The organism is Vagococcus sp., assembly GCF_036639995.1.
Lineage (GTDB): Bacteria > Bacillota > Bacilli > Lactobacillales > Vagococcaceae > Vagococcus.
Genome location: NZ_JAVWHO010000006.1, coordinates 42,593 through 61,495, shown reverse-complemented (window position 1 = coordinate 61,495; position 18,903 = coordinate 42,593). Strand labels below are relative to the sequence as shown.

Below are 18,903 nucleotides of genomic sequence, written 5' to 3'. Positions count from 1 at the left end.
AAATTAGGAGGCAGAGTGAATGACGAAAATTGAAGAATTATCTCAAACGCTTGCCAATCAAATAGCGGCAGGTGAAGTGGTAGAACGACCAGCATCCGTTGTGAAAGAATTAGTGGAAAATGCTATTGATGCTAATAGTACCCAAATTGATATTTACTTAGAAGAATCTGGTTTAAAAAAAATCCAAGTAGTTGATAATGGTGACGGAATCGAAGCAGAAGATGTTTTAAATGCCTTTAAAAGACATGCAACAAGCAAGATTCATAGTCGAGATGATTTATTCCGCATCCGCTCATTAGGCTTTAGAGGCGAGGCGTTGCCAAGTATTGCTTCTGTTTCAGAAGTAACCCTTGAAACCTCAACAGGTGAAGGTGATGGAAGTTATCTATTCCTATCAGGTGGGGCAGTAAAAGAGAATAAACCTCATTCTTTAAGAAAAGGAACGAGCATTACAGTAGAAAATTTGTTTTTCAATACACCCGCTCGTTTGAAGTATGTCAAAACCCTTCAAACAGAATTGGCTAATATTGGAGACATTGTTAACCGGTTAGCGATGAGCCATCCTAATGTTGCTTTTCGTCTAATGCATGATGGCAATCGAATGCTAGTGACTGCAGGAAATGGCGATTTAAAACAAACCATTGCAGGCATTTACGGCGTGGCAACAGCTAAAAAAATGTTGCCAATCAAAAGTGAAGATTTAGATTTTAGATTATCAGGATATATTTCTTTACCAGAAGTGACTCGTGCTAGTAGAAATTACTTATCACTAATTATTAATGGTCGCTACATAAAGAACTATGTTTTAAATAAAGCGATTATTGAAGGTTACGGATCAAAATTAATGGTAGGTAGATTTCCTTTAGTTGTTTTGCAAATTGATATGGACCCACTATTAGTAGATGTCAACGTCCATCCGACAAAACAAGAGGTCCGTTTGAGTAAAGAAAAAGATTTAGTTGTTTTAATTAGAGAAGCCATCAAAGACGTATTAAGTGATCAGGTATTGATACCAAATGCGAGTGATAGTGCGCCGTATAGAAAAAGAATGGCTCCAGAAGAAAAAGTAGAACAATTGAATTTTGATTTTTCAACACCAAAACCAACTTTTCAAAAAAATGAAAGAACGATACCAAGTGATTTGGCTTATGATAAAGAATCAGGCGATTTTTATTTAAAACATTCTTCTATTGAAGAAATTAAAGAGACTAATTATGAGTCCAAGCCTACGGTAGTACCCGAAGTAGAAATAAGAGAGACACCTAGCTTTCAAGTAGAAGAAACAACAATAGAAGTTGTTGAACCAAAGAATAATATGGAAGACTCTGTCACTCAAACTGAGGTATTTCCTGATTTAGAGTATTTTGGTCAAATGCATGGCACCTATTTATTTGCACAAAATAAAGAAGGTCTGTTTATTATTGATCAACACGCAGCACAAGAAAGAATCAAATATGAATATTTTAGAGAAAAAATTGGCGATGTTTCAACGAATTTACAGGAACTACTTGTCCCAATTGTTTTAGAATATTCGGCTGATGATTTACTGCGAATTAAAGAGAATCAACATGTGTTGGAAGAGGTCGGTATTTACTTAGAAGATTTTGGTAATAACAGCTTAATTGTTAGAGCGCATCCAACGTGGTACATTAGCGGACAAGAAGAAAGTATTATTCGTGAGATGATTGATATCTTTTTAGAGACAGGTAAAGCTGATGTAGCAAAATTTAGGGAAGATACAGCGATTATGATGAGTTGTAAACGGTCGATTAAGGCGAATCATTACTTAGATGAAAAACAGGCTAGAGCATTGTTAGAAGATTTGAAAACGTGCGAAAATCCCTTTAATTGCCCTCATGGACGACCTGTTTTAATTCGGTTTACCAACAACGATATGGAAAAAATGTTTAAACGAATTCAAGACCCACATTAAGGAGGATGTTTATGACTGTCATACTAGCATCGAGTTCACCAAGAAGAAAAGAATTATTAAGTAAAGCTGTGACAACTTTTGATATTTTACCAGCAGACATCGATGAAACAGTAGGTCAAAATGAGATGCCACTTGCTTATGTTGAGCGAATGGGAGAAGAAAAAGCGATGTGCATTGCTAAAAATCATCCCACAGATATTGTCATTGGATGTGATACAACAGTTGTTTTAGGAAATGAGATTATGGGAAAACCTAAAGACGATGAGGACGCTTATCGGATGTTAGAAAAATTAAGTGGAACAACCCATCAAGTTTTAACAAGTGTTTATATCAAAACGCCAACTGAGGCATTTAAGAAAACAGAAGAAGTTAACGTTGTTTTTTATGATTTAAGCCCCTCAGATATTAACGCATATCTTGCAACAGGTGAGCATCGAGATAAAGCAGGCGCGTATGGTATTCAAGGCCAAGGCGCATTATTTGTTAAAGAAATTTTAGGAGACTATTTTTCAATTGTCGGTTTTCCAATTGGTTACGTGAATCAAGTAATGAAAAAAATTCTTTAAAAAGGGAGCAAATAATAATGAAAAAAAATGAAGCAGAGTTACGAGGAAAATTAACACCACTACAATATCAAGTCACACAAGAAAACGGGACGGAACATCCCTTTACGAGTGAGTATGATCATTTTTCAGAAGCGGGAATCTATGTAGATATTGTTAGCGGAGAGCCTTTATTTTCATCAATAGATAAGTATGATGCAGGTTGTGGTTGGCCGTCATTTACAAAACCAATTGCTACGTTACAAGAACTAGAGGATACAAGCCTTTCAAGAGCTCGAACAGAAGTCAGAAGTAAAGAGGCGGATTCTCATTTAGGGCATGTTTTTCCAGATGGCCCTCAATCAGCAGGTGGCTTGAGATATTGTATTAATGGCGCAGCTTTACGATTTGTTCCGATAGAAAAAATGAGAGAAGAAGGCTATAGTTCTTACCTTGTCTTGTTTGAAAAATAAAAAAACATCTTTTGTTAATGTCTTTATGACCTAACAAAAGATGTTTTTTTGAGAAATTTATTTTAAAAAATCTTTATCTAAATAAGTTGGGTTAGGATAAGTGTAAAAACCTTTTCCAGACTGAATACCCAAATGACCTTTATCAAGGTAGTTTTCTTTTAGGTAATTGGCAATTTTTTTAGAGTCTTCGGATTCACGACTAAGAGCAATATTGTAGGCGGTATTTAAGCCGACAATATCTAAAATGCCAAAAGGACCACGGGGTGCTTTTGTAGCAATCATCCATGTTTTGTCAATGGTTTCAGGATTTGCGACTTCATTGACTAGTAAATCTTCCGCAGATTTTAACAAAGGAACAAGTAAGGAGTTTAAAATATAACCACGTTGTTCTTTGTGAAGTGGGAGAGGAATCATGCCGATGTTTTTTGCAAAGGTAACAATCGTTTCGAAAATGTCAGGATCTGTCTGCTCAGTTCCCATAATCTCAGCTGTGTTGTTTAACCAAATTTGATTGGCAAAATGAAGAGCTAAGAATTTTTCAGGACGACCTGTGTCTTTTGCGAAATCACTTGGTAAAAAGGTTGATGTGTTCGTAGCAAAGATTGTTTTTTCAGGTGCTAAAATAGCGAGTTGTTTGTACAAATCAATTTTTAATTCTTTCACTTCAGGGATAGCTTCAATGATTAAATCCGCCTCTTTTGAAGCTGTTTCAAGATTGGAGGTGTAAATTAAGTTAGAAAGAGCTTCTTTTAATTCTAAATCAGTCACTTCCATATCTCGTTCGTAACTATCAGTCAACGTCCGCATGTTGTGCTGTGCTTTGACCAATGCTTCGTCATTGATATCATAGACTGTGACCTTAAAACCAGAATAGGCAATTTGGAATGCGATTTGACTGCCTAAAACACCACTACCAATAACAGTAACTTGTTTTAAATCCATAAAAATACCTTCTCTCTTTTAATAAGTACAATTCTAGTATAGTCTTGATGGCAATAAAGTTAAAATGAAAAGGCTTTCTGTTGTGATTAAAAAAATTAAAAATTTTTGGTAAAAAAATACAGATATGATACAATCTTAGAGAACGTATGTGCGAAAAAAGTGTGCGAATGTAAGGAGAAAAAAATGTTTGAATATATAAAAGGTAAAGTGACTTACATTAGTCCGTATTATATTGTAATTGAAACAAATCAAATAGGGTATCAAATAGCCGTAGCCAATCCCTTTCGCTATTCAGCTTATTTGGAGGATGAAGTGACGGTTTATTTGCATCAAGTTATTAGAGATGATGCCCATGTGTTGTACGGCTTTTCTAATCTAGATGAAAAACAATTATTCTTGAAATTAATTAGTGTGTCAGGAATTGGACCAAAAAGTGGCTTAGCTATTATGGCATTAGATGATCACTCTGGTTTAGTTCAAGCCATTGAATCAGAGGATGCGAAATATTTAACAAAATTCCCAGGTGTTGGTAAAAAGACAGCACAACAAATGATTCTAGATTTACAAGGAAAATTAGATGAATTAGAAATTACAGGGGAACCAAGAGAAATTAGTGTAACTCAGGATGATTTATTTGCCAATGTCGATGACACTTCCTTCAATGAAGCGATTGAAGCACTAAAAGCATTAGGTTATTCAGAAAGAGAAATTAAACGAGTGAAACCTGAATTAGAAACGATGACAGGTCACGCAACTGATGAAATATTACGTCATGGTTTGAAATTATTAATGAAAAAATAAGGAGTAAGTAAGATGAATGAGGAAGAAAGTCGACTTTTATCTGCTGAGGTAGATAGTTCTGAAGAGATATTAGAACTTTCGCTTAGGCCGCAGTTTTTATCGCAATATATTGGTCAAGATAAAGTGAAAAACGAATTAGACATCTATATAAAAGCTGCTAAACAAAGAGAAGAATCCCTTGATCATGTCTTACTTTATGGACCACCAGGATTAGGGAAAACAACAATGGCTATGGTCATTGCTAATGAGATGGCAGTGGATATTAAAACAACGAGTGGTCCAGCCATTGAAAAACCAGGTGATTTAGTGGCTATTTTAAATGAATTAGAACCAGGTGATGTCTTATTTATTGATGAAATTCACCGTTTACCTCGAGTTGCAGAAGAATTGTTATACTCTGCCATGGAAGATTTTTTTGTGGATATCATGGTAGGACAAGGCCCAACTGCTCACCCAGTTCATTTTCCACTGCCACCGTTTACCTTGGTTGGTGCGACAACTCGAGCAGGTATGTTATCAGCTCCATTAAGGGACCGTTTTGGGATTATCTGTCATATGGAATATTATGAAGATGAGGATCTAAAAGAAATCGTGTTACGCTCAGCAGATATTTTTGCGACTGATATCGTGGAGTCAGGAGCCTTTGAAATTGCCAGAAGGTCAAGAGGAACACCACGTATAGCTAACCGTTTACTAAAGAGAGTTCGTGATTTTGCTCAAGTTAAAAGTAACGGACGAATTGACATTCAAGTGGCGGATGATGCACTGAAGATGCTTCAAGTAGACCACAAGGGATTAGATTATGTGGATCAAAAAATATTGCGAACGATGATTGACCTTTATAACGGAGGCCCTGTTGGCTTAACGACAATCGCTGTAAATATTAGTGAAGAAACAGAAACAGTAGAAGACATGTATGAGCCGTATTTGATTCAAAAAGGCTTTATTAAAAGAACCCAAAGAGGTCGAGTAGTAACTGATTTTGCTTACGAACATCTAGGTTATGACCCATTAGAAAAAGAATCAAAATAAATATACCGACAGTCAGAGAGTAACCTCTTATCTGACTGTCGGTATCTCTTTCTTTTTACCAATGATAATCACAGAAGAACTTTCTTCTGTGATTTTGCCAGTAAAAGTAACTTCTAGGCCGTGTTGGTGAAAAAGACGTTCATATTCTTTCGTTGACCAAAGTCGAAACTTCATGAGCTTCATCATCCATCTGATAAAAATGAAACTAAGCTTATTCCTCTTAAAATCAGGAATACTAGCAATAAATTGTCCATTAGGTTGCAAAACACGAGTCACTTCGCTTAAACTCTTGTCAATATTAGAAATAACATGAAGCGTGTTAAATGCAAGGACAGTATCAAGTTGTTCAGAAGGAAAACTTAAGTTAGTCGCGTCTTCAACGGATAAATGAACGGAATCAGGTAAATTTTTTTCAAGACCTCTTTTGATCATTTCAGGTGAAAAATCACTTGCCTCAATTAAGCGACAACTATCTGATAAATCAGCTGCAAGTTTACCAGTCCCAGCACCAATCTCTAAAAGGGTTGAATTAACAGGTAATTGTTTCTTTATAAAAGTGATAAATTGAGGATCAGATGGATTGACAGAATCAAAACTGGGAGCAAGTCGATTCCAAAAATTAACATTCATAGATAATTTCTCCTTTTTAAAAAAATGAAACAATTTAAGGACGATTTAACCATAAACCAAACAGAAGAATGAATGGAAAAATAATAGGTCCTATTGTACATAGTAAAACGAAGCTAAAAGCTACTTTAGTGGCAGCATCATTTTTTTTGTTCATAATTATCTTTATTGAAAAAATAATAATAATTAAAGCTAAAAATAACAGAAAAAGTAACATACTGTTATTTTCAAGGTAATTCGGCCAATTGATAGCAAGAGGCAAATAGACGATAAACAATCCAAATAGAAAAAGATTGAAGATTTTTCTTTTATCCATAAGCTATCACTCCTTTTATTTATTATACTCCTTTTGGCTTAAATTGACGTTTAAAAATAAAAAAAAATGAGGAAATAAACAACATCAGATGAATCAATTTCCTTCCTCTTTTGCTTTTAGCTTAAAGATGTTAAAATACAACAGGAAGAAACAGAAAGGAACAAGTGATTATGACATTACAAACGTCAGATTTTGATTTTGAATTACCAGAAGAATTGATTGCACAAACCCCACTTAAAAATCGGGCAGCGTCAAGACTATTAGTTTTAGATAAAGCAACAGGAAATGTATCAGATAAACATTTCAATGATATTTTAGATGAATTAGAAGAAGGGGATGCTCTTGTCATGAATGACACAAGAGTATTACCAGCCAGACTTCATGGTGAAAAGCCTGAAACAGGTGGTCATTTAGAAGTCTTATTATTAAATAATATTGAAAATGATACGTGGGAAACATTGATTAAACCAGCTAAAAGAGCCAAAGTAGGTACAGAGATTTCTTTTGGAGATGGTAGATTAAAAGCAATTGTTAAAGAGGAATTAGAACACGGTGGTCGAATTATCGACTTTACATATGAAGGAGTCTTTTTAGAAAACCTAGAGTCTTTAGGTGAAATGCCACTTCCACCGTACATTAAAGAAACACTGGATGACCAAGAGCGTTATCAAACAGTCTATGCTAAAGAAAATGGTTCTGCCGCAGCACCAACAGCAGGCCTTCATTTTACTCAAGAATTATTAGAAAAAATCGAAGCAAAAGGCGTTAATTTAGTGTATTTAACACTTCACGTGGGGTTAGGAACTTTTAGACCTGTCAGTGTGGAAGATTTAGATAACCACCATATGCATAGTGAATTTTACCGCTTATCAGAAGAATCTGCACAGCAGTTGCGAGATGTTAAACAAGCAGGCGGTCGAATCGTGGCCGTTGGAACAACATCTATTAGAACACTAGAAACAATTGGGTCTAAATTTAATGGAGATATCCAAGCAGATAGTGGTTGGACAGAAATTTTTATTAAACCAGGTTATGAGTTTAAAGTAGTAGATGCTTTTTCAACCAATTTCCATTTACCAATGTCTACATTAATCATGTTAGTTAGTGCTTTTGCAGGAAGAGAACATGTTTTACATGCCTATGAGCACGCTGTAAAGGAAAAATATCGCTTCTTTAGTTTTGGGGATGCGATGTTTGTAAAATAAAAGAAAGTAGGAGAAAACATGAGTGAACCAGCGATTAAATATCGTTTGATAAAAAAAGAGAAACACACTGGGGCAAGATTAGGTGAAATTATCACACCTCACGGTACATTCCCAACACCAATGTTTATGCCTGTTGGTACATTAGCAACAGTTAAAACAATGGCGCCAGAAGAATTAAAAGAGATGGGTGCAGGGATTATTTTAAGTAATACCTATCATTTATGGTTACGACCTGGTGAAGATTTAATTGAAGAAGCAGGCGGACTTCATAAATTTATGAACTGGGATCAAGGAATATTAACAGACTCAGGCGGTTTCCAAGTTTGGTCATTAAGTGATATGCGTAAAATTGAAGAAGAAGGTGTTCATTTTAGAAATCATTTAAACGGTTCTAAAATGTTCTTATCTCCCGAAAAAGCCATTCAAATTCAAAATAAATTAGGTCCAGATATTATGATGAGTTTTGACGAGTGTCCACCATTTGAGCAAAGTCATGACTATGTTAAAAAGTCTATCGAAAGAACATCTCGTTGGGCCGAACGCGGATTAGAAGCACATCAAAATCCAGACCGTCAAGGTTTATTTGGTATTATTCAAGGAGCAGGTTTTAAAGATTTACGTGAACAAAGTGCAAAAGATTTAGTAAGTTTAGATTTTCCAGGCTATTCAATCGGTGGTTTATCAGTAGGAGAGCCTAAATCTGAAATGAACCGTGTCCTAGAGTTTACAACACCACTTATACCAGATCATAAACCTCGTTACTTAATGGGTGTTGGGACAGCTGATTCATTAATTGATGGTGTAATTCGTGGCGTTGATATGTTTGATTGTGTATTGCCAACAAGAATTGCTAGAAACGGAACATGTATGACAAGCCAAGGTCGTTTAGTTGTTAAAAATGCAAAATTTGCTCGTGACTTTAGACCGATTGATGAAAAATGTAATTGTTACACATGTCGTAATTATTCACGTGCTTACATCCGACATTTAATTAAATGTGATGAAACTTTTGGTATTCGTTTAACGTCATACCATAATTTATATTTCTTACAAACAGTAATGAAACAAATCAGACAAGCTATTATGGATGATAATTTATTAGAATTTAGACAAGCATTTTTTGAAGAATATGGATTTAATGAAGAAAATCCGAAAAATTTTTAAAAAATTGTAGATTAAACTAGAGTATTTCACCAAAATTTGATAAAGTGAGTAGTGACTTATTAAAAGAAAAAGAGGTAGATTACATGGCAGGTGGAGGATTAAGCTTTTTATTCCCGTTAATTATTATTGGTGGTATGATGTTTTTCATGACACGTTCACAAAAGAAACAACAAAAACAACGTCAAGAATTATTAGAAAGTGCTAAAGTTGGCGACGAAGTTATCACGATTGGTGGCTTGTATGGTGTCGTTCATGAAGTAAATTCTGACAAAAACACAATTGTTATTGACTGTGAAGGAATTTATTTAGAATTTGAACGCGCAGCAATTAAAACAGTTAAACCAGGTGAACCAACAACAACAGCTCAACCTACAGAAGAAGTAGTAGAAGAAGTTGAAGTTATTGAAGAAACAACTGAAGAAAATGAAAAAGAAAATCAATAAGATTTTCTTTTTTTCTTATTTAAAGAGGTAAAAATGATAAGTAAGACAAAAAAATGGCGATTAAATCCAATTATCAAAGAATGTGTCGTTACTTTTTCAAAGAACGGGTATCAAGAAATAAGTGAAGAAGATATATGGCGATATATTTTAGACTATCGTTGGCAAAAGAAATGTCCGGAAACATTCCAAGAAATGAAAAAGGATTTAAAGAAACTGACAGCTAATGACTTTTTTGATTACCAACAACTAAAAGCCATGCAAAAAGATAAGTTTGAAGAATTAAATTTTTTATTATAAATTGATTGTGATTAATTTATCAATAAGATAGTATATATAATAATGATGAAAGCGACTACTCCGTTTAAACATAATGGAATAGTCGCTTTTACTTTTAAGAATAAACGTGAAAAACATCACAAAAGGACTTTACAACTATGAAAAAATATTGTATATTACATTTGTGAAGTAAATAACAAATTTCTTAGGAGGCTATTATGGTAAAAACAAAAGATAAAAAAGTTGAAAAAAATGAAGTTAATGTGGATCAAATGATTAATGAATTAGTTATTAAAGGTAATGACGCATTAAAAGAAATGAAAGCTTTTGATCAAGAAAAGGTTGACCATATTGTTCACCAAATGGCAATGGCAGCATTAAACGAGCATATGCCTTTAGCTAAAATGGCAGTTGAAGAAACTGGCCGTGGTATTTACGAAGATAAAGCAATTAAAAATATGTTTGCATCAGAAAGTATTTGGAATAACATCAAATATGATAAAACTGTTGGTGTAATCAATGAAGATAAACAAAAACAAATTATTGAAATCGCAGATCCAGTAGGCGTTGTTTGTGGGGTAACACCAACAACTAACCCAACATCAACAACAATTTTTAAAGCAATGATTTCTATTAAAACACGTAACCCAATTATTTTTGCTTTCCATCCAAGCGCGCAAAAATGTTCAGCTGAAGCAGCTCGTATTGTAAGAGATGCAGCAGTAGCAGCAGGAGCTCCAGAAAACTGTGTTCAATGGATTGAACAACCATCTATTGAAGCAACAAATGCATTAATGAACCACGAAGGAGTAGCTATTGTTTTGGCAACTGGTGGAGCTGGAATGGTAAAAGCAGCATACTCTACAGGTAAACCAGCATTAGGCGTTGGACCTGGTAACACACCATCTTATGTTGAAAAATCAGCTAAAATTAAACGTGCTGTCAATGATTTGATTGCTTCAAAATCATTTGATAACGGAATGATTTGTGCTTCTGAACAAGGTGTGATTGTTGATAAAGAAATTTATGATGCAGTGAAGAAAGAATTCGAAGCGCATCAAGTATATATTGTGAAAGCAAATGAATTATCTAAATTAGAAGCGGCAGTAATGAATGAATCAAAAACAGCAGTAAATCCTAGAATTGTTGGACATTCTGCAGTTTCAATCGCTAAAGATGCTGGAATTACAGTGCCAGAAGGAACAAAAATTCTGATCGCTGAATTAGAAGACGCTGGTGCAGATTACCCATTATCTCGTGAAAAACTATCTCCAGTTCTAGCAATGTTTAAAGCAAATAGTCGCGAACATGGTTTAGAATTATGCGAAAAAATGTTAAAACTTGGCGGAGAAGGCCATACAGCAGTATTACACTCTGAAGATGAAGATTTACATATTGAATTTGGCTTAAGAATGAATGCTTGTCGTATCTTAATCAACTCACCAGCAGCACAAGGTGGTATTGGCGATATTTACAATGATATGATTCCTTCATTAACATTAGGCTGTGGATCTTACGGTAAAAACTCAGTATCGAAAAACGTTACAGCTATTAACTTAATTAATACAAAAACAGTAACGAAACGGAGAAATAATATGCAATGGTTTAAACTTCCAGAAAAAATTTATTTTGAATTAAATTCACTTCAATATTTACAAAAAATGGAAAATCTAGAACGCGTATTTATTGTGTGTGACCCTGGTATGGTACAGTTTGGCTACACTCAAAAAGTGATTGATGAATTGAACAAACGTAACAACAAAGTAACGTATGAAGTATTCTCAGATGTTGAACCAAACCCTTCAACAAACACTGTTTATGCTGGGCTTGAAGTAATTAACAAATTTAAACCAGATACAATTATTGCTATTGGTGGTGGATCTGCCATTGATGCTGCTAAAGGAATGTGGTTATTCTATGAACATCCAGAAACAGAATTCTTTGGTGCTAAACAAAAATTCTTGGATATTAGAAAACGTACGTACAAAATGGAAGCAGCTAAAAAATCTAAAATGGTTTGTATTCCAACAACATCTGGTACAGGTGCTGAAGTAACACCATTTGCGGTAATTACTGATAGCGAAACACATGTAAAATATCCATTAGCAGACTACGCATTAACACCAGACGTAGCGATTATTGACCCACAATTTGTAATGAGTGTACCAGCAAGTGTTACCGCTGATACAGGAATGGATGTTTTAACTCATGCGATTGAATCATATGTATCAGTTATGGCATCTGATTATACACGTGGATTGAGTTTACAAGCTATTCGTTTAGTATTTGATTACTTAGAAGATTCAGTGAAAAACCCTAATTTAGAAAACAGAGAAAAAATGCATAACGCTTCAACAATGGCTGGTATGGCTTTTGCGAATGCTTTCTTAGGAATTTGTCACTCAATTGCTCATAAAATCGGTGGAGAATACGGTATTCCTCATGGACGTACAAATGCTATTCTTTTACCTCATATTATTCGCTACAATGCCAAAGATCCATCTAAACATGCATTGTTCCCTAAATATGATTACTTTAGAGCAGATACTGATTATGCTGATATTGCTAAATTCTTAGGTCTTAAAGGTAATACAACAGCTGAATTAGTAGAAGCGTTAGCAACAGAAGTTGATGCATTAGGTAAACGTGTTGGTATTGACATGAACTTAAAAGCACAAAACTTATCACAAGAAACACTAGATAGTACAGTAGACCGTATGGCAGAACTTGCTTATGAAGATCAATGTACTACAGCAAACCCTAAAGAACCTTTAATTAGTGAGTTAAAACAAATTATTATTGATTCTTATGAAGGTAACTAATAGTTAAGCTAAGGTTGAGGCGAAAGTCTCAGCCTTTTTTTATATTTTCTTAAATTTATAGTAGGTTTCTAGCGAATTAGTGGAAAGGATGTTAAGATGGTGGTTATGTGACCTAAAATTTAAGTTTTCGTAGAGGTGGAAAAGTGAAAAAATTTAATTCAAGTAGAAATATAATTATTGCTTTAACAATAGTGATAATCGTTGTATTGATGATTAGTTTCAGTGCGATGCAAAGAGATAACAAAAAAGAAAGTTTACCAGGTCAATCAGAGGTAAATGGCGTTGTAGCAACTGTTGATAGAGTTGTAAAAGCACCATTTAGAGGGATTGAAAGTGTTGTTAAATCAGTTAACAATTTATTTAATACCTATGCTGAAAATGATAATTTGAAAAAGAAAATTGATCATAATGCCTCTTTAGAAGCAGAAGTTAACAATTTAAAAGTAGAAAATGACAAATTAAAAAAACAGTTGGATTTAAATGCAACTCTATCTAATTATGATGTTGTTAATGCAAGTGTCATTAATCGCTCACCTGATAGTTGGCAAGACGTGTTAATTATTGATAAAGGAAAAAAAGATGGTATAGAAGTTAATATGGCTGTTATGGGAGATAAAGGATTAATTGGTCGAGTAATTATTGCAGAAAATAATAGTTCTAAAGTTGAATTACTAACAACAGTTAATCAAAATACTAATCATTTTCCAGTTATGTTAAAAAGCGAGAGTGACAAGATGGTTTATGGTTTAATGGAGGCTTACAATAATAAGACGCATACATTAGTTGTCTCTCAATTAACGTCTTCAGAAGGACTAAAAAAAGGGACGCCTGTTACAACGTCTGGGTTAGGTAACAATTCACCAAAAGGTCTATTAATAGGTGAGGTAAAAGAAATTAAAAAAAGTAAAACCGGTTTGCATGATGAAGTGTTAGTAACGCCCGTTGCTGATATGTATGATGTTAATACAGTAACTGTCATTAAGCGATTGGCAGGTACAAATGAATGAGGCAAAAAAGAAAATATCTATCTTACACATTACCGCTTATCTTTTTCTTTATGATGCTAATTGATGGACATATTAGTAGTTCTATTTTAGGGATGTTTTCAGTGCCAATGGATTTTACAAGTAATTTATTGTTGATGTTTTTAATGTTTGCGACATTTCAAATGGAAAAACCATACTTGGTTATTTGGTCATCGGTGATAGGGCTAATTTATGATTCTTATTATTATAATGTAATAGGAATAAACTTGATTTTATTACCAATTATTGTTTTACTTATGTATGGGGTGTTTGAGCATGTGCTTCCTAACACGTTTACTATTATTTTGAGTTTTATCGTGTTTGTTACATCTTTATCTGTAGGACGTGTATTCTTACTTGTATTATTTAAATTGACTCATACAACTATTTTGGATTTCTTTGCAAGAACATTAGCACCAACGTTAGTGCTTAATATATTGTTGATTTCTATACTAGTTATTCCACTAAAAAAGATGTTTAATTTAAAGAAATAAATGATGTTTGTAATGAAATGTGTTTGTAACATTCTCATTATATGAATGACATGTCGCTATGCTACAATTCATTTATCGTTGAAATTGAAAATAAAAAAAGTTAAATATATTAAAAATTATCTGGGGGACAAAAAAATTGAAAAAGAAGATTTTATCTACATTATTGATTAGCAGTTTAATGTTGTCAGCTACAGCTCTTCCATTAGTAGCGAGCGCTGATTCGGTTGACCAAAAAATTGCATCTCAAGACAAAAAGATTAGTGATTTACAAAATAAGGAAGCATCAGCTTCAACACAATTAGCTTCAATCCAAAGTAGCATTTCTTCAATTAAAGAAGAAGCAACTGCTTTACAATCAAAACAAGGTGAATTAAACGAAGAAATCGGAACTTTGAATAACGAAGTAAAAGATTTAGAAAAACGTATTGAAAAACGTGACGCTTCTATTAAAGAACAAGCACGTTCAGTACAAGTTGATTCAAGCAGTTCTAACGTTGTTGATTTAGTATTAAATGCTGATTCAGTATCAGATGCTGTTACTAAAGTCGTAGCTGCTACAAAATTAGTAGGCGCTAATAGCGACATGATGCAACAACAAAAAGATGACAAAGATGCTGTTGAAAACAAAAAAGTAAAAACAGAAGAAAAAGTTTCTGAATTACAAGAAACAGCAGTTGTCTTAGAACAGAAAAAAGGCGAACTTGTTGATCAAGAATTAGCACAACAAGCAACAGTAAGTGGAATCTCTGCTGAGAAAGAAACTGAACAAGGCAAAAAAGATGAATTCTTAAAAGAACAAGCAGAAGCAGAAGCACAAAGAGTAGCACAACAAAAAGCAGTAGAAGCAGCTGAAAAACAAGCTCAAGAACAAGCTGCAGCGGCTCAAAAAGAAGCTGAAAAAGTACAAGAAGTTGCAAAAGAAACAACACCAGCTCCTGTAACTGATAATAAAGAAACAGAAACTGCACCAAAAACTGATAGTACAACGCCTTCTACACCGGAACAAGTAACACCAACTCCGGCACCAGAAGAAACAGTTAAGCCAACAACACCAGCTCCAAAACCAGCAGAACCAACACCTGCACCAACACCAGCTCCAAGTAGTGGTGGCGTAGTTGCTGAAGCTTACAAACATATTGGTAAACCTTATGTTTGGGGAGCTAAAGGACCAGATTCGTTTGACTGTTCAGGATTTACATCTTATGTTTATCGTGTAGCAGCTGGAAGAGAAATTGGTGGATGGACAGTACCTCAAGAAAGTGCTGGCGCTCGTATTTCACTTAGCGAATTACAACCTGGAGACTTAGTATTCTGGGGTGCAGCTGGATCAACTCATCACGTGGGTATCTACGTAGGTGGAGGACAATACATTCATGCTCCGCAACCAGGAGAAAGTGTTACAGTTCAAAGTATCTCTGCTTGGTCACCTGACTTTGGAGTACGCATGTAATTTTAAATTAACTAATTTGAGTTCTAGTACTTATAAAGTACTAGAACTTTTTTTATAAAAGGATTGATTGGAATGAAACGTAATCGTAGCTTAAGATTATTAAAAAATGTTTCAGTAGTATTAGCTTCTAAGTAATTGTAAATAAAAATACTTAGGAGCGATAATAATGGATAAAGAAAATTATAAAAACTGGTCAGAAGTAAAATTTTTAAAAGATATAGTGACGAATCCTTTAATTACTGTTGGGAAAAACTCATATTATTCAGGTTACTATGAAAATAGTCATTTTGAAAATGGGTGTGTTCGTTATTTATGGGGAGATGAGGAAACAAGAGATTTATTTAATCCTCAAGAAGATTTTGGTTGGGAGTTAGATAGATTAATAATTGGTAATTACGTATGTATTGCCAGTGGAGTTGTTATTCTATTAGGTGGTAATCATAACCACCATCCTGATTGGATTACTGTATACCCATTTTCTGGACAGATACAACAATCTTTTGAACCTAGAGGAAATACTGTAATAAAAAGTGATGCCTGGATTGGAATGGGAGCAACGATTATGCCAGGGGTAACAATTGGTGAAGGAGCTATTGTTGCTGCAGGATCTATGGTAGTCAAGGATGTTCCTCCTTACACTATTGTTGGTGGTAATCCAGCTAAACTTATAAAGAAACGTTTTTCAGATGAAGAGGTAGCTATGCTACTTGATATGCGTTGGTTCGATTGGGAAGATGAAATGATTCAAAAAGCAGAGCCAATTTTGATGAGTCAGAATATTAATCAGTTATATCAGTTTTATAAGCAAAATATTGTATAAACAAAAAAGAGATTTGGTTGAAAAACCAATCTCTTTTTTTGTTATTTTAAATGTGTTTTTTAGTTATTTTTAAGAATTCCTCGATATCTTTTTTAATAATATCAATCCCATTTTGCCAGAAATCCGGCTTTGTTAAATCAACATCTAAATGTTTTTTAGCAAGTTCTTCAGTAGTCATTGATGCTGTATCACGAAGTAAAGCAATATACTCATCTTCAAATGAACTACCTTGTTTTTGAGCGTGAGCATAAATTCCTAAACTGAATAAATACCCAAAAGTATAAGGGAAGTTATAGAATGGAACATCATCAATGTAAAAATGTAGTTTACTTGCCCAAAAATGTGGATGGTAAGTTTCTAGTGAATCGCAATAAGATTCTTTTTGGGCATTTAACATAAGTTCAGTAATTTCTTCATCGGTTAAGACATTTTTTTTACGTGCTTCGTGAAGATTATTTTCAAAAATAAAACGAGTATGAATATTCATGAACATGGCAATTGCATTTTGCATTTTGACATCAATTAAATTTATTTTTTCTTCATCAGAAGTTGCTTGTTTTAATGTAGCATCAGCAACGATTAGTTCAGCAAAAGTACTAGCAGTTTCAGCAACGTTCATAGCGTAATCTTGACTTAAAACAGGTAAGTCCCACATTACGTGTGAATGAAAAGCGTGTCCTAATTCATGAGCTAATGTTGAAACTTCGTTAATTGATTCTCCGTAAGTCATGAAAATCCGAGACTCTTTATTTTCAGGAAGACTTGTACAATAGCCACCAGGACGTTTTCCAGGCCTATCTTCAGCTTCAATCCAACTGTTATCAAAAGCCATTTGAGCAAAAGTCGCCATCTTAGGGCTAAATTTATTGAAGTTTTCAACAATAAATTCTGCTGCTTCATCAAATGTATAGCGCTTTTCTTCAAAAGAACCTAAGATAATAGGCGCATCTTGATCTTGCCATGCCATTTTATTTTTTCCTAAAAGTTGGGCTTTACGTGTTAAGAAATCAACAAAGGGTTGTTTATTCTTAGCGATAGTTCCCCACATGGCATTAAGAGTTGCTTCTTGCATACGATTATATTCTAAAGGTACTTGTAGATGATTAGTTATACCATGTAGCTTATTTTCAGTTAATCTAAAACCATCTAAATGGTTTAAAGTATCAGCAAATAAAGGAGCCTTCTCTGACCAAGCGGCTTCCCATTTTTCAAATAATTCTGCTCGGACATTAGGATCGGCATCCCCCATCATTTTATTGAAAGCTTGTCCTGCAGAAAGGATTACTTTTGTTCCATCTTTTTCAGTAAAAGGAATAGAAATTTGAGCGACTAGTGAGTCATAGTGAGTACTCCATGCGTTGAATCCATCAGTTGATAATTGATTAATGATATTTTCTTCACTTTCACTTAATAAACGTTTTCCTTGTTCACGAGTTTCATTAAGAATGAATGCGACTCCTGGTTGTTGTAACGTACTAGTTTTTTCTAATTCTTTCCACAGCGTATCTGAAATACCAGTTAATTTTTTTGTGAGTAATACATTAGCATTTTCAAAATTTGTTGATTTGTTGAAAAGACTAGCTAAAGTAGTTCCAGCTTTTTTATTTGAAACATCTGCAGATTGAATAGCGTTAACAAAACTAATTGTTTGAGAAAAGCCATTTTTTACCAATTCTTGTGTGGTTAAAATTTGTGTGAAATCAGAAAAATCTGGGGCATCTGCTTCAGGTTTCCAGTTAGAAATTTCCTCTGTATAAGTTTCAATTTGTTTATCCAATAATGATAAACGTTGCTGTAATTCAGGTGATTCTATTCCGCCTTTAAATAATGAATCTAAGTCCCATGTCATTGAATATTTCATAGTAAGATAACTCCCTTCAGTTATTATTTCTATTATACACGAAACTGATTCATTCATAAATAATTTGATAATTTGTATCAGACAAGGTACGATAAAAAGGATTAGGAGTGTTAGCATGCAAAAACAATTTAAAAATGGGAATGCTTATTTGATTATTGCCTTTATAATGATGGGCGTATTATTTGTCAGCTCATCTCAAACATATGAACAACAAAGTACTATCCCACTACTACAAAAAATATTGAAAAATGAGCCATTTAAGGATATTTTATCAAGTGTTTCATTTTCTTATGGAGGTTCTCCAGTTAGTATAAAAGAGAGTGGATATCATCAATTTATAGAATTCTTTATTAGAAAGGGCGCTCACTTTTTTACTTATTTTGTTTTGGGAGGTAGTTTTTTCTTAGGAATTAATCCTCGTGTGAAACATTTGGGGATTTCTTTGTTATTTTCTTGGCTTAGTGCGACAGGATATGCGGCGCTTGATGAGTTTCATCAAATGTTAACAGGTGGTAGGAGTCCAATGTTTCAGGATGTTGTTTTGGATAGCCTAGGAGCATTGACAGCTTGTGTACTCATAACGTTTCTCTTCTTCTGGTCGAATCGTCCAAAGGGGAAGAAAAAGCGAAAATAAGCTTTTTAAAGATAGTAACTATGGTAGAATGCACATGTATGGT

Annotated in this window: 19 protein-coding genes; 15 read left to right on the top strand and 4 right to left on the bottom strand. The window is 34.1% G+C overall.

What is annotated here, in order from left to right:
* Positions 1-19: 19 nt before the first annotated feature.
* The 3 genes from mutL to msrB are packed head-to-tail and all read left to right on the top strand — an operon-like array spanning position 20 to position 2,948.
* A complete protein-coding gene (mutL, locus tag RR554_RS03550) occupies positions 20-1,933 on the top strand; it encodes a DNA mismatch repair endonuclease MutL (RefSeq protein WP_332462872.1) in 1,914 nt (637 codons plus the stop codon).
* A gap of 11 nt (positions 1,934-1,944) precedes the next feature.
* Positions 1,945-2,499 carry a Maf family protein gene (locus tag RR554_RS03545; RefSeq protein ID WP_332467425.1) on the top strand — a complete coding sequence of 185 codons (555 nt, stop codon included), beginning with the start codon at positions 1,945-1,947 and terminating at the stop codon, positions 2,497-2,499.
* Positions 2,500-2,516: 17 nt separating this feature from the next.
* Positions 2,517-2,948 (top strand): peptide-methionine (R)-S-oxide reductase MsrB, encoded by a 432-nt coding sequence (msrB, locus tag RR554_RS03540; RefSeq protein WP_332462870.1) that lies wholly within the window; start codon positions 2,517-2,519, stop codon positions 2,946-2,948.
* A gap of 57 nt (positions 2,949-3,005) precedes the next feature.
* Here the strand turns inward: msrB and RR554_RS03535 are convergent, their stop codons facing one another.
* Complete coding sequence (locus tag RR554_RS03535; RefSeq protein WP_332462869.1) at positions 3,006-3,890, bottom strand: 3-hydroxyacyl-CoA dehydrogenase; 885 nt, start codon at positions 3,888-3,890, stop codon at positions 3,006-3,008.
* Between the two features lie 183 nt (positions 3,891-4,073).
* Here RR554_RS03535 and ruvA point away from each other — a divergent pair, with 183 nt between their 5' ends.
* Positions 4,074-4,691: a Holliday junction branch migration protein RuvA gene (ruvA, locus tag RR554_RS03530; protein ID WP_332467424.1), complete on the top strand. Its 618-nt coding sequence runs from the start codon at positions 4,074-4,076 to the stop codon at positions 4,689-4,691.
* Between the two features lie 12 nt (positions 4,692-4,703).
* Positions 4,704-5,723 carry a Holliday junction branch migration DNA helicase RuvB gene (ruvB, locus tag RR554_RS03525; protein ID WP_332462867.1) on the top strand — a complete coding sequence of 340 codons (1,020 nt, stop codon included), beginning with the start codon at positions 4,704-4,706 and terminating at the stop codon, positions 5,721-5,723.
* Between the two features lie 27 nt (positions 5,724-5,750).
* Here the strand turns inward: ruvB and RR554_RS03520 are convergent, their stop codons facing one another.
* Complete coding sequence (locus tag RR554_RS03520; protein ID WP_332462866.1) at positions 5,751-6,353, bottom strand: class I SAM-dependent methyltransferase; 603 nt, start codon at positions 6,351-6,353, stop codon at positions 5,751-5,753.
* A gap of 34 nt (positions 6,354-6,387) precedes the next feature.
* A complete protein-coding gene (locus tag RR554_RS03515) occupies positions 6,388-6,666 on the bottom strand; it encodes a hypothetical protein (RefSeq protein ID WP_332462865.1) in 279 nt (92 codons plus the stop codon).
* Positions 6,667-6,836: 170 nt separating this feature from the next.
* Here RR554_RS03515 and queA point away from each other — a divergent pair, with 170 nt between their 5' ends.
* From queA to RR554_RS03470, 9 genes are all read left to right on the top strand, one after another.
* On the top strand, positions 6,837-7,871 hold the full coding sequence (gene queA / locus RR554_RS03510; RefSeq protein ID WP_332462864.1) for a tRNA preQ1(34) S-adenosylmethionine ribosyltransferase-isomerase QueA: 1,035 nt from the start codon (positions 6,837-6,839) through the stop codon (positions 7,869-7,871).
* 18 nt (positions 7,872-7,889) lie between these two features.
* Positions 7,890-9,035, top strand: coding sequence for a tRNA guanosine(34) transglycosylase Tgt (gene tgt / locus RR554_RS03505; RefSeq protein WP_332462863.1), 1,146 nt, complete (start codon positions 7,890-7,892; stop codon positions 9,033-9,035).
* An 83-nt stretch (positions 9,036-9,118) separates the two neighbouring features.
* A complete protein-coding gene (gene yajC, locus RR554_RS03500) occupies positions 9,119-9,478 on the top strand; it encodes a preprotein translocase subunit YajC (RefSeq protein WP_332462862.1) in 360 nt (119 codons plus the stop codon).
* A 33-nt stretch (positions 9,479-9,511) separates the two neighbouring features.
* Positions 9,512-9,775 carry a post-transcriptional regulator gene (locus RR554_RS03495; protein WP_332462861.1) on the top strand — a complete coding sequence of 88 codons (264 nt, stop codon included), beginning with the start codon at positions 9,512-9,514 and terminating at the stop codon, positions 9,773-9,775.
* Positions 9,776-9,972: 197 nt separating this feature from the next.
* Complete coding sequence (gene adhE, locus RR554_RS03490; RefSeq protein WP_332462860.1) at positions 9,973-12,576, top strand: bifunctional acetaldehyde-CoA/alcohol dehydrogenase; 2,604 nt, start codon at positions 9,973-9,975, stop codon at positions 12,574-12,576.
* A 143-nt stretch (positions 12,577-12,719) separates the two neighbouring features.
* Positions 12,720-13,583, top strand: a complete 864-nt coding sequence (mreC, locus tag RR554_RS03485; RefSeq protein ID WP_332462859.1) for a rod shape-determining protein MreC — start codon at positions 12,720-12,722, stop codon at positions 13,581-13,583.
* Complete coding sequence (gene mreD, locus RR554_RS03480; RefSeq protein ID WP_332467423.1) at positions 13,580-14,095, top strand: rod shape-determining protein MreD; 516 nt, start codon at positions 13,580-13,582, stop codon at positions 14,093-14,095. Before mreC ends, mreD begins: the two co-directional genes overlap by 4 nt.
* A gap of 136 nt (positions 14,096-14,231) precedes the next feature.
* On the top strand, positions 14,232-15,545 hold the full coding sequence (locus tag RR554_RS03475) for a C40 family peptidase (protein ID WP_332467422.1): 1,314 nt from the start codon (positions 14,232-14,234) through the stop codon (positions 15,543-15,545).
* Between the two features lie 166 nt (positions 15,546-15,711).
* Entirely contained in the window at positions 15,712-16,365 is a 654-nt protein-coding gene (locus RR554_RS03470; RefSeq protein WP_332467421.1) for a CatB-related O-acetyltransferase, read from the top strand.
* A 46-nt stretch (positions 16,366-16,411) separates the two neighbouring features.
* Here the strand turns inward: RR554_RS03470 and RR554_RS03465 are convergent, their stop codons facing one another.
* Positions 16,412-18,226 carry a M3 family oligoendopeptidase gene (locus RR554_RS03465; protein ID WP_332467420.1) on the bottom strand — a complete coding sequence of 605 codons (1,815 nt, stop codon included), beginning with the start codon at positions 18,224-18,226 and terminating at the stop codon, positions 16,412-16,414.
* 115 nt (positions 18,227-18,341) lie between these two features.
* On the opposite strand from RR554_RS03465, the gene RR554_RS03460 reads away from it, so the two are divergent.
* Positions 18,342-18,860: a VanZ family protein gene (locus RR554_RS03460; RefSeq protein WP_332462854.1), complete on the top strand. Its 519-nt coding sequence runs from the start codon at positions 18,342-18,344 to the stop codon at positions 18,858-18,860.
* Positions 18,861-18,903 lie beyond the last annotated feature (43 nt).

Coding starts and splice junctions, on each gene's coding strand:
- mutL (WP_332462872.1), top strand. CDS start 20: ATGACGAAAATTGAAGAATTATCTCAAACGCTTGCCAATCAAATAGCG.
- RR554_RS03545 (WP_332467425.1), top strand. CDS start 1,945: ATGACTGTCATACTAGCATCGAGTTCACCAAGAAGAAAAGAATTATTA.
- msrB (WP_332462870.1), top strand. CDS start 2,517: ATGAAAAAAAATGAAGCAGAGTTACGAGGAAAATTAACACCACTACAA.
- RR554_RS03535 (WP_332462869.1), bottom strand. CDS start 3,890: ATGGATTTAAAACAAGTTACTGTTATTGGTAGTGGTGTTTTAGGCAGT.
- ruvA (WP_332467424.1), top strand. CDS start 4,074: ATGTTTGAATATATAAAAGGTAAAGTGACTTACATTAGTCCGTATTAT.
- ruvB (WP_332462867.1), top strand. CDS start 4,704: ATGAATGAGGAAGAAAGTCGACTTTTATCTGCTGAGGTAGATAGTTCT.
- RR554_RS03520 (WP_332462866.1), bottom strand. CDS start 6,353: ATGAATGTTAATTTTTGGAATCGACTTGCTCCCAGTTTTGATTCTGTC.
- RR554_RS03515 (WP_332462865.1), bottom strand. CDS start 6,666: ATGGATAAAAGAAAAATCTTCAATCTTTTTCTATTTGGATTGTTTATC.
- queA (WP_332462864.1), top strand. CDS start 6,837: ATGACATTACAAACGTCAGATTTTGATTTTGAATTACCAGAAGAATTG.
- tgt (WP_332462863.1), top strand. CDS start 7,890: ATGAGTGAACCAGCGATTAAATATCGTTTGATAAAAAAAGAGAAACAC.
- yajC (WP_332462862.1), top strand. CDS start 9,119: ATGGCAGGTGGAGGATTAAGCTTTTTATTCCCGTTAATTATTATTGGT.
- RR554_RS03495 (WP_332462861.1), top strand. CDS start 9,512: ATGATAAGTAAGACAAAAAAATGGCGATTAAATCCAATTATCAAAGAA.
- adhE (WP_332462860.1), top strand. CDS start 9,973: ATGGTAAAAACAAAAGATAAAAAAGTTGAAAAAAATGAAGTTAATGTG.
- mreD (WP_332467423.1), top strand. CDS start 13,580: ATGAGGCAAAAAAGAAAATATCTATCTTACACATTACCGCTTATCTTT.
- RR554_RS03470 (WP_332467421.1), top strand. CDS start 15,712: ATGGATAAAGAAAATTATAAAAACTGGTCAGAAGTAAAATTTTTAAAA.
- RR554_RS03465 (WP_332467420.1), bottom strand. CDS start 18,226: ATGAAATATTCAATGACATGGGACTTAGATTCATTATTTAAAGGCGGA.
- RR554_RS03460 (WP_332462854.1), top strand. CDS start 18,342: ATGCAAAAACAATTTAAAAATGGGAATGCTTATTTGATTATTGCCTTT.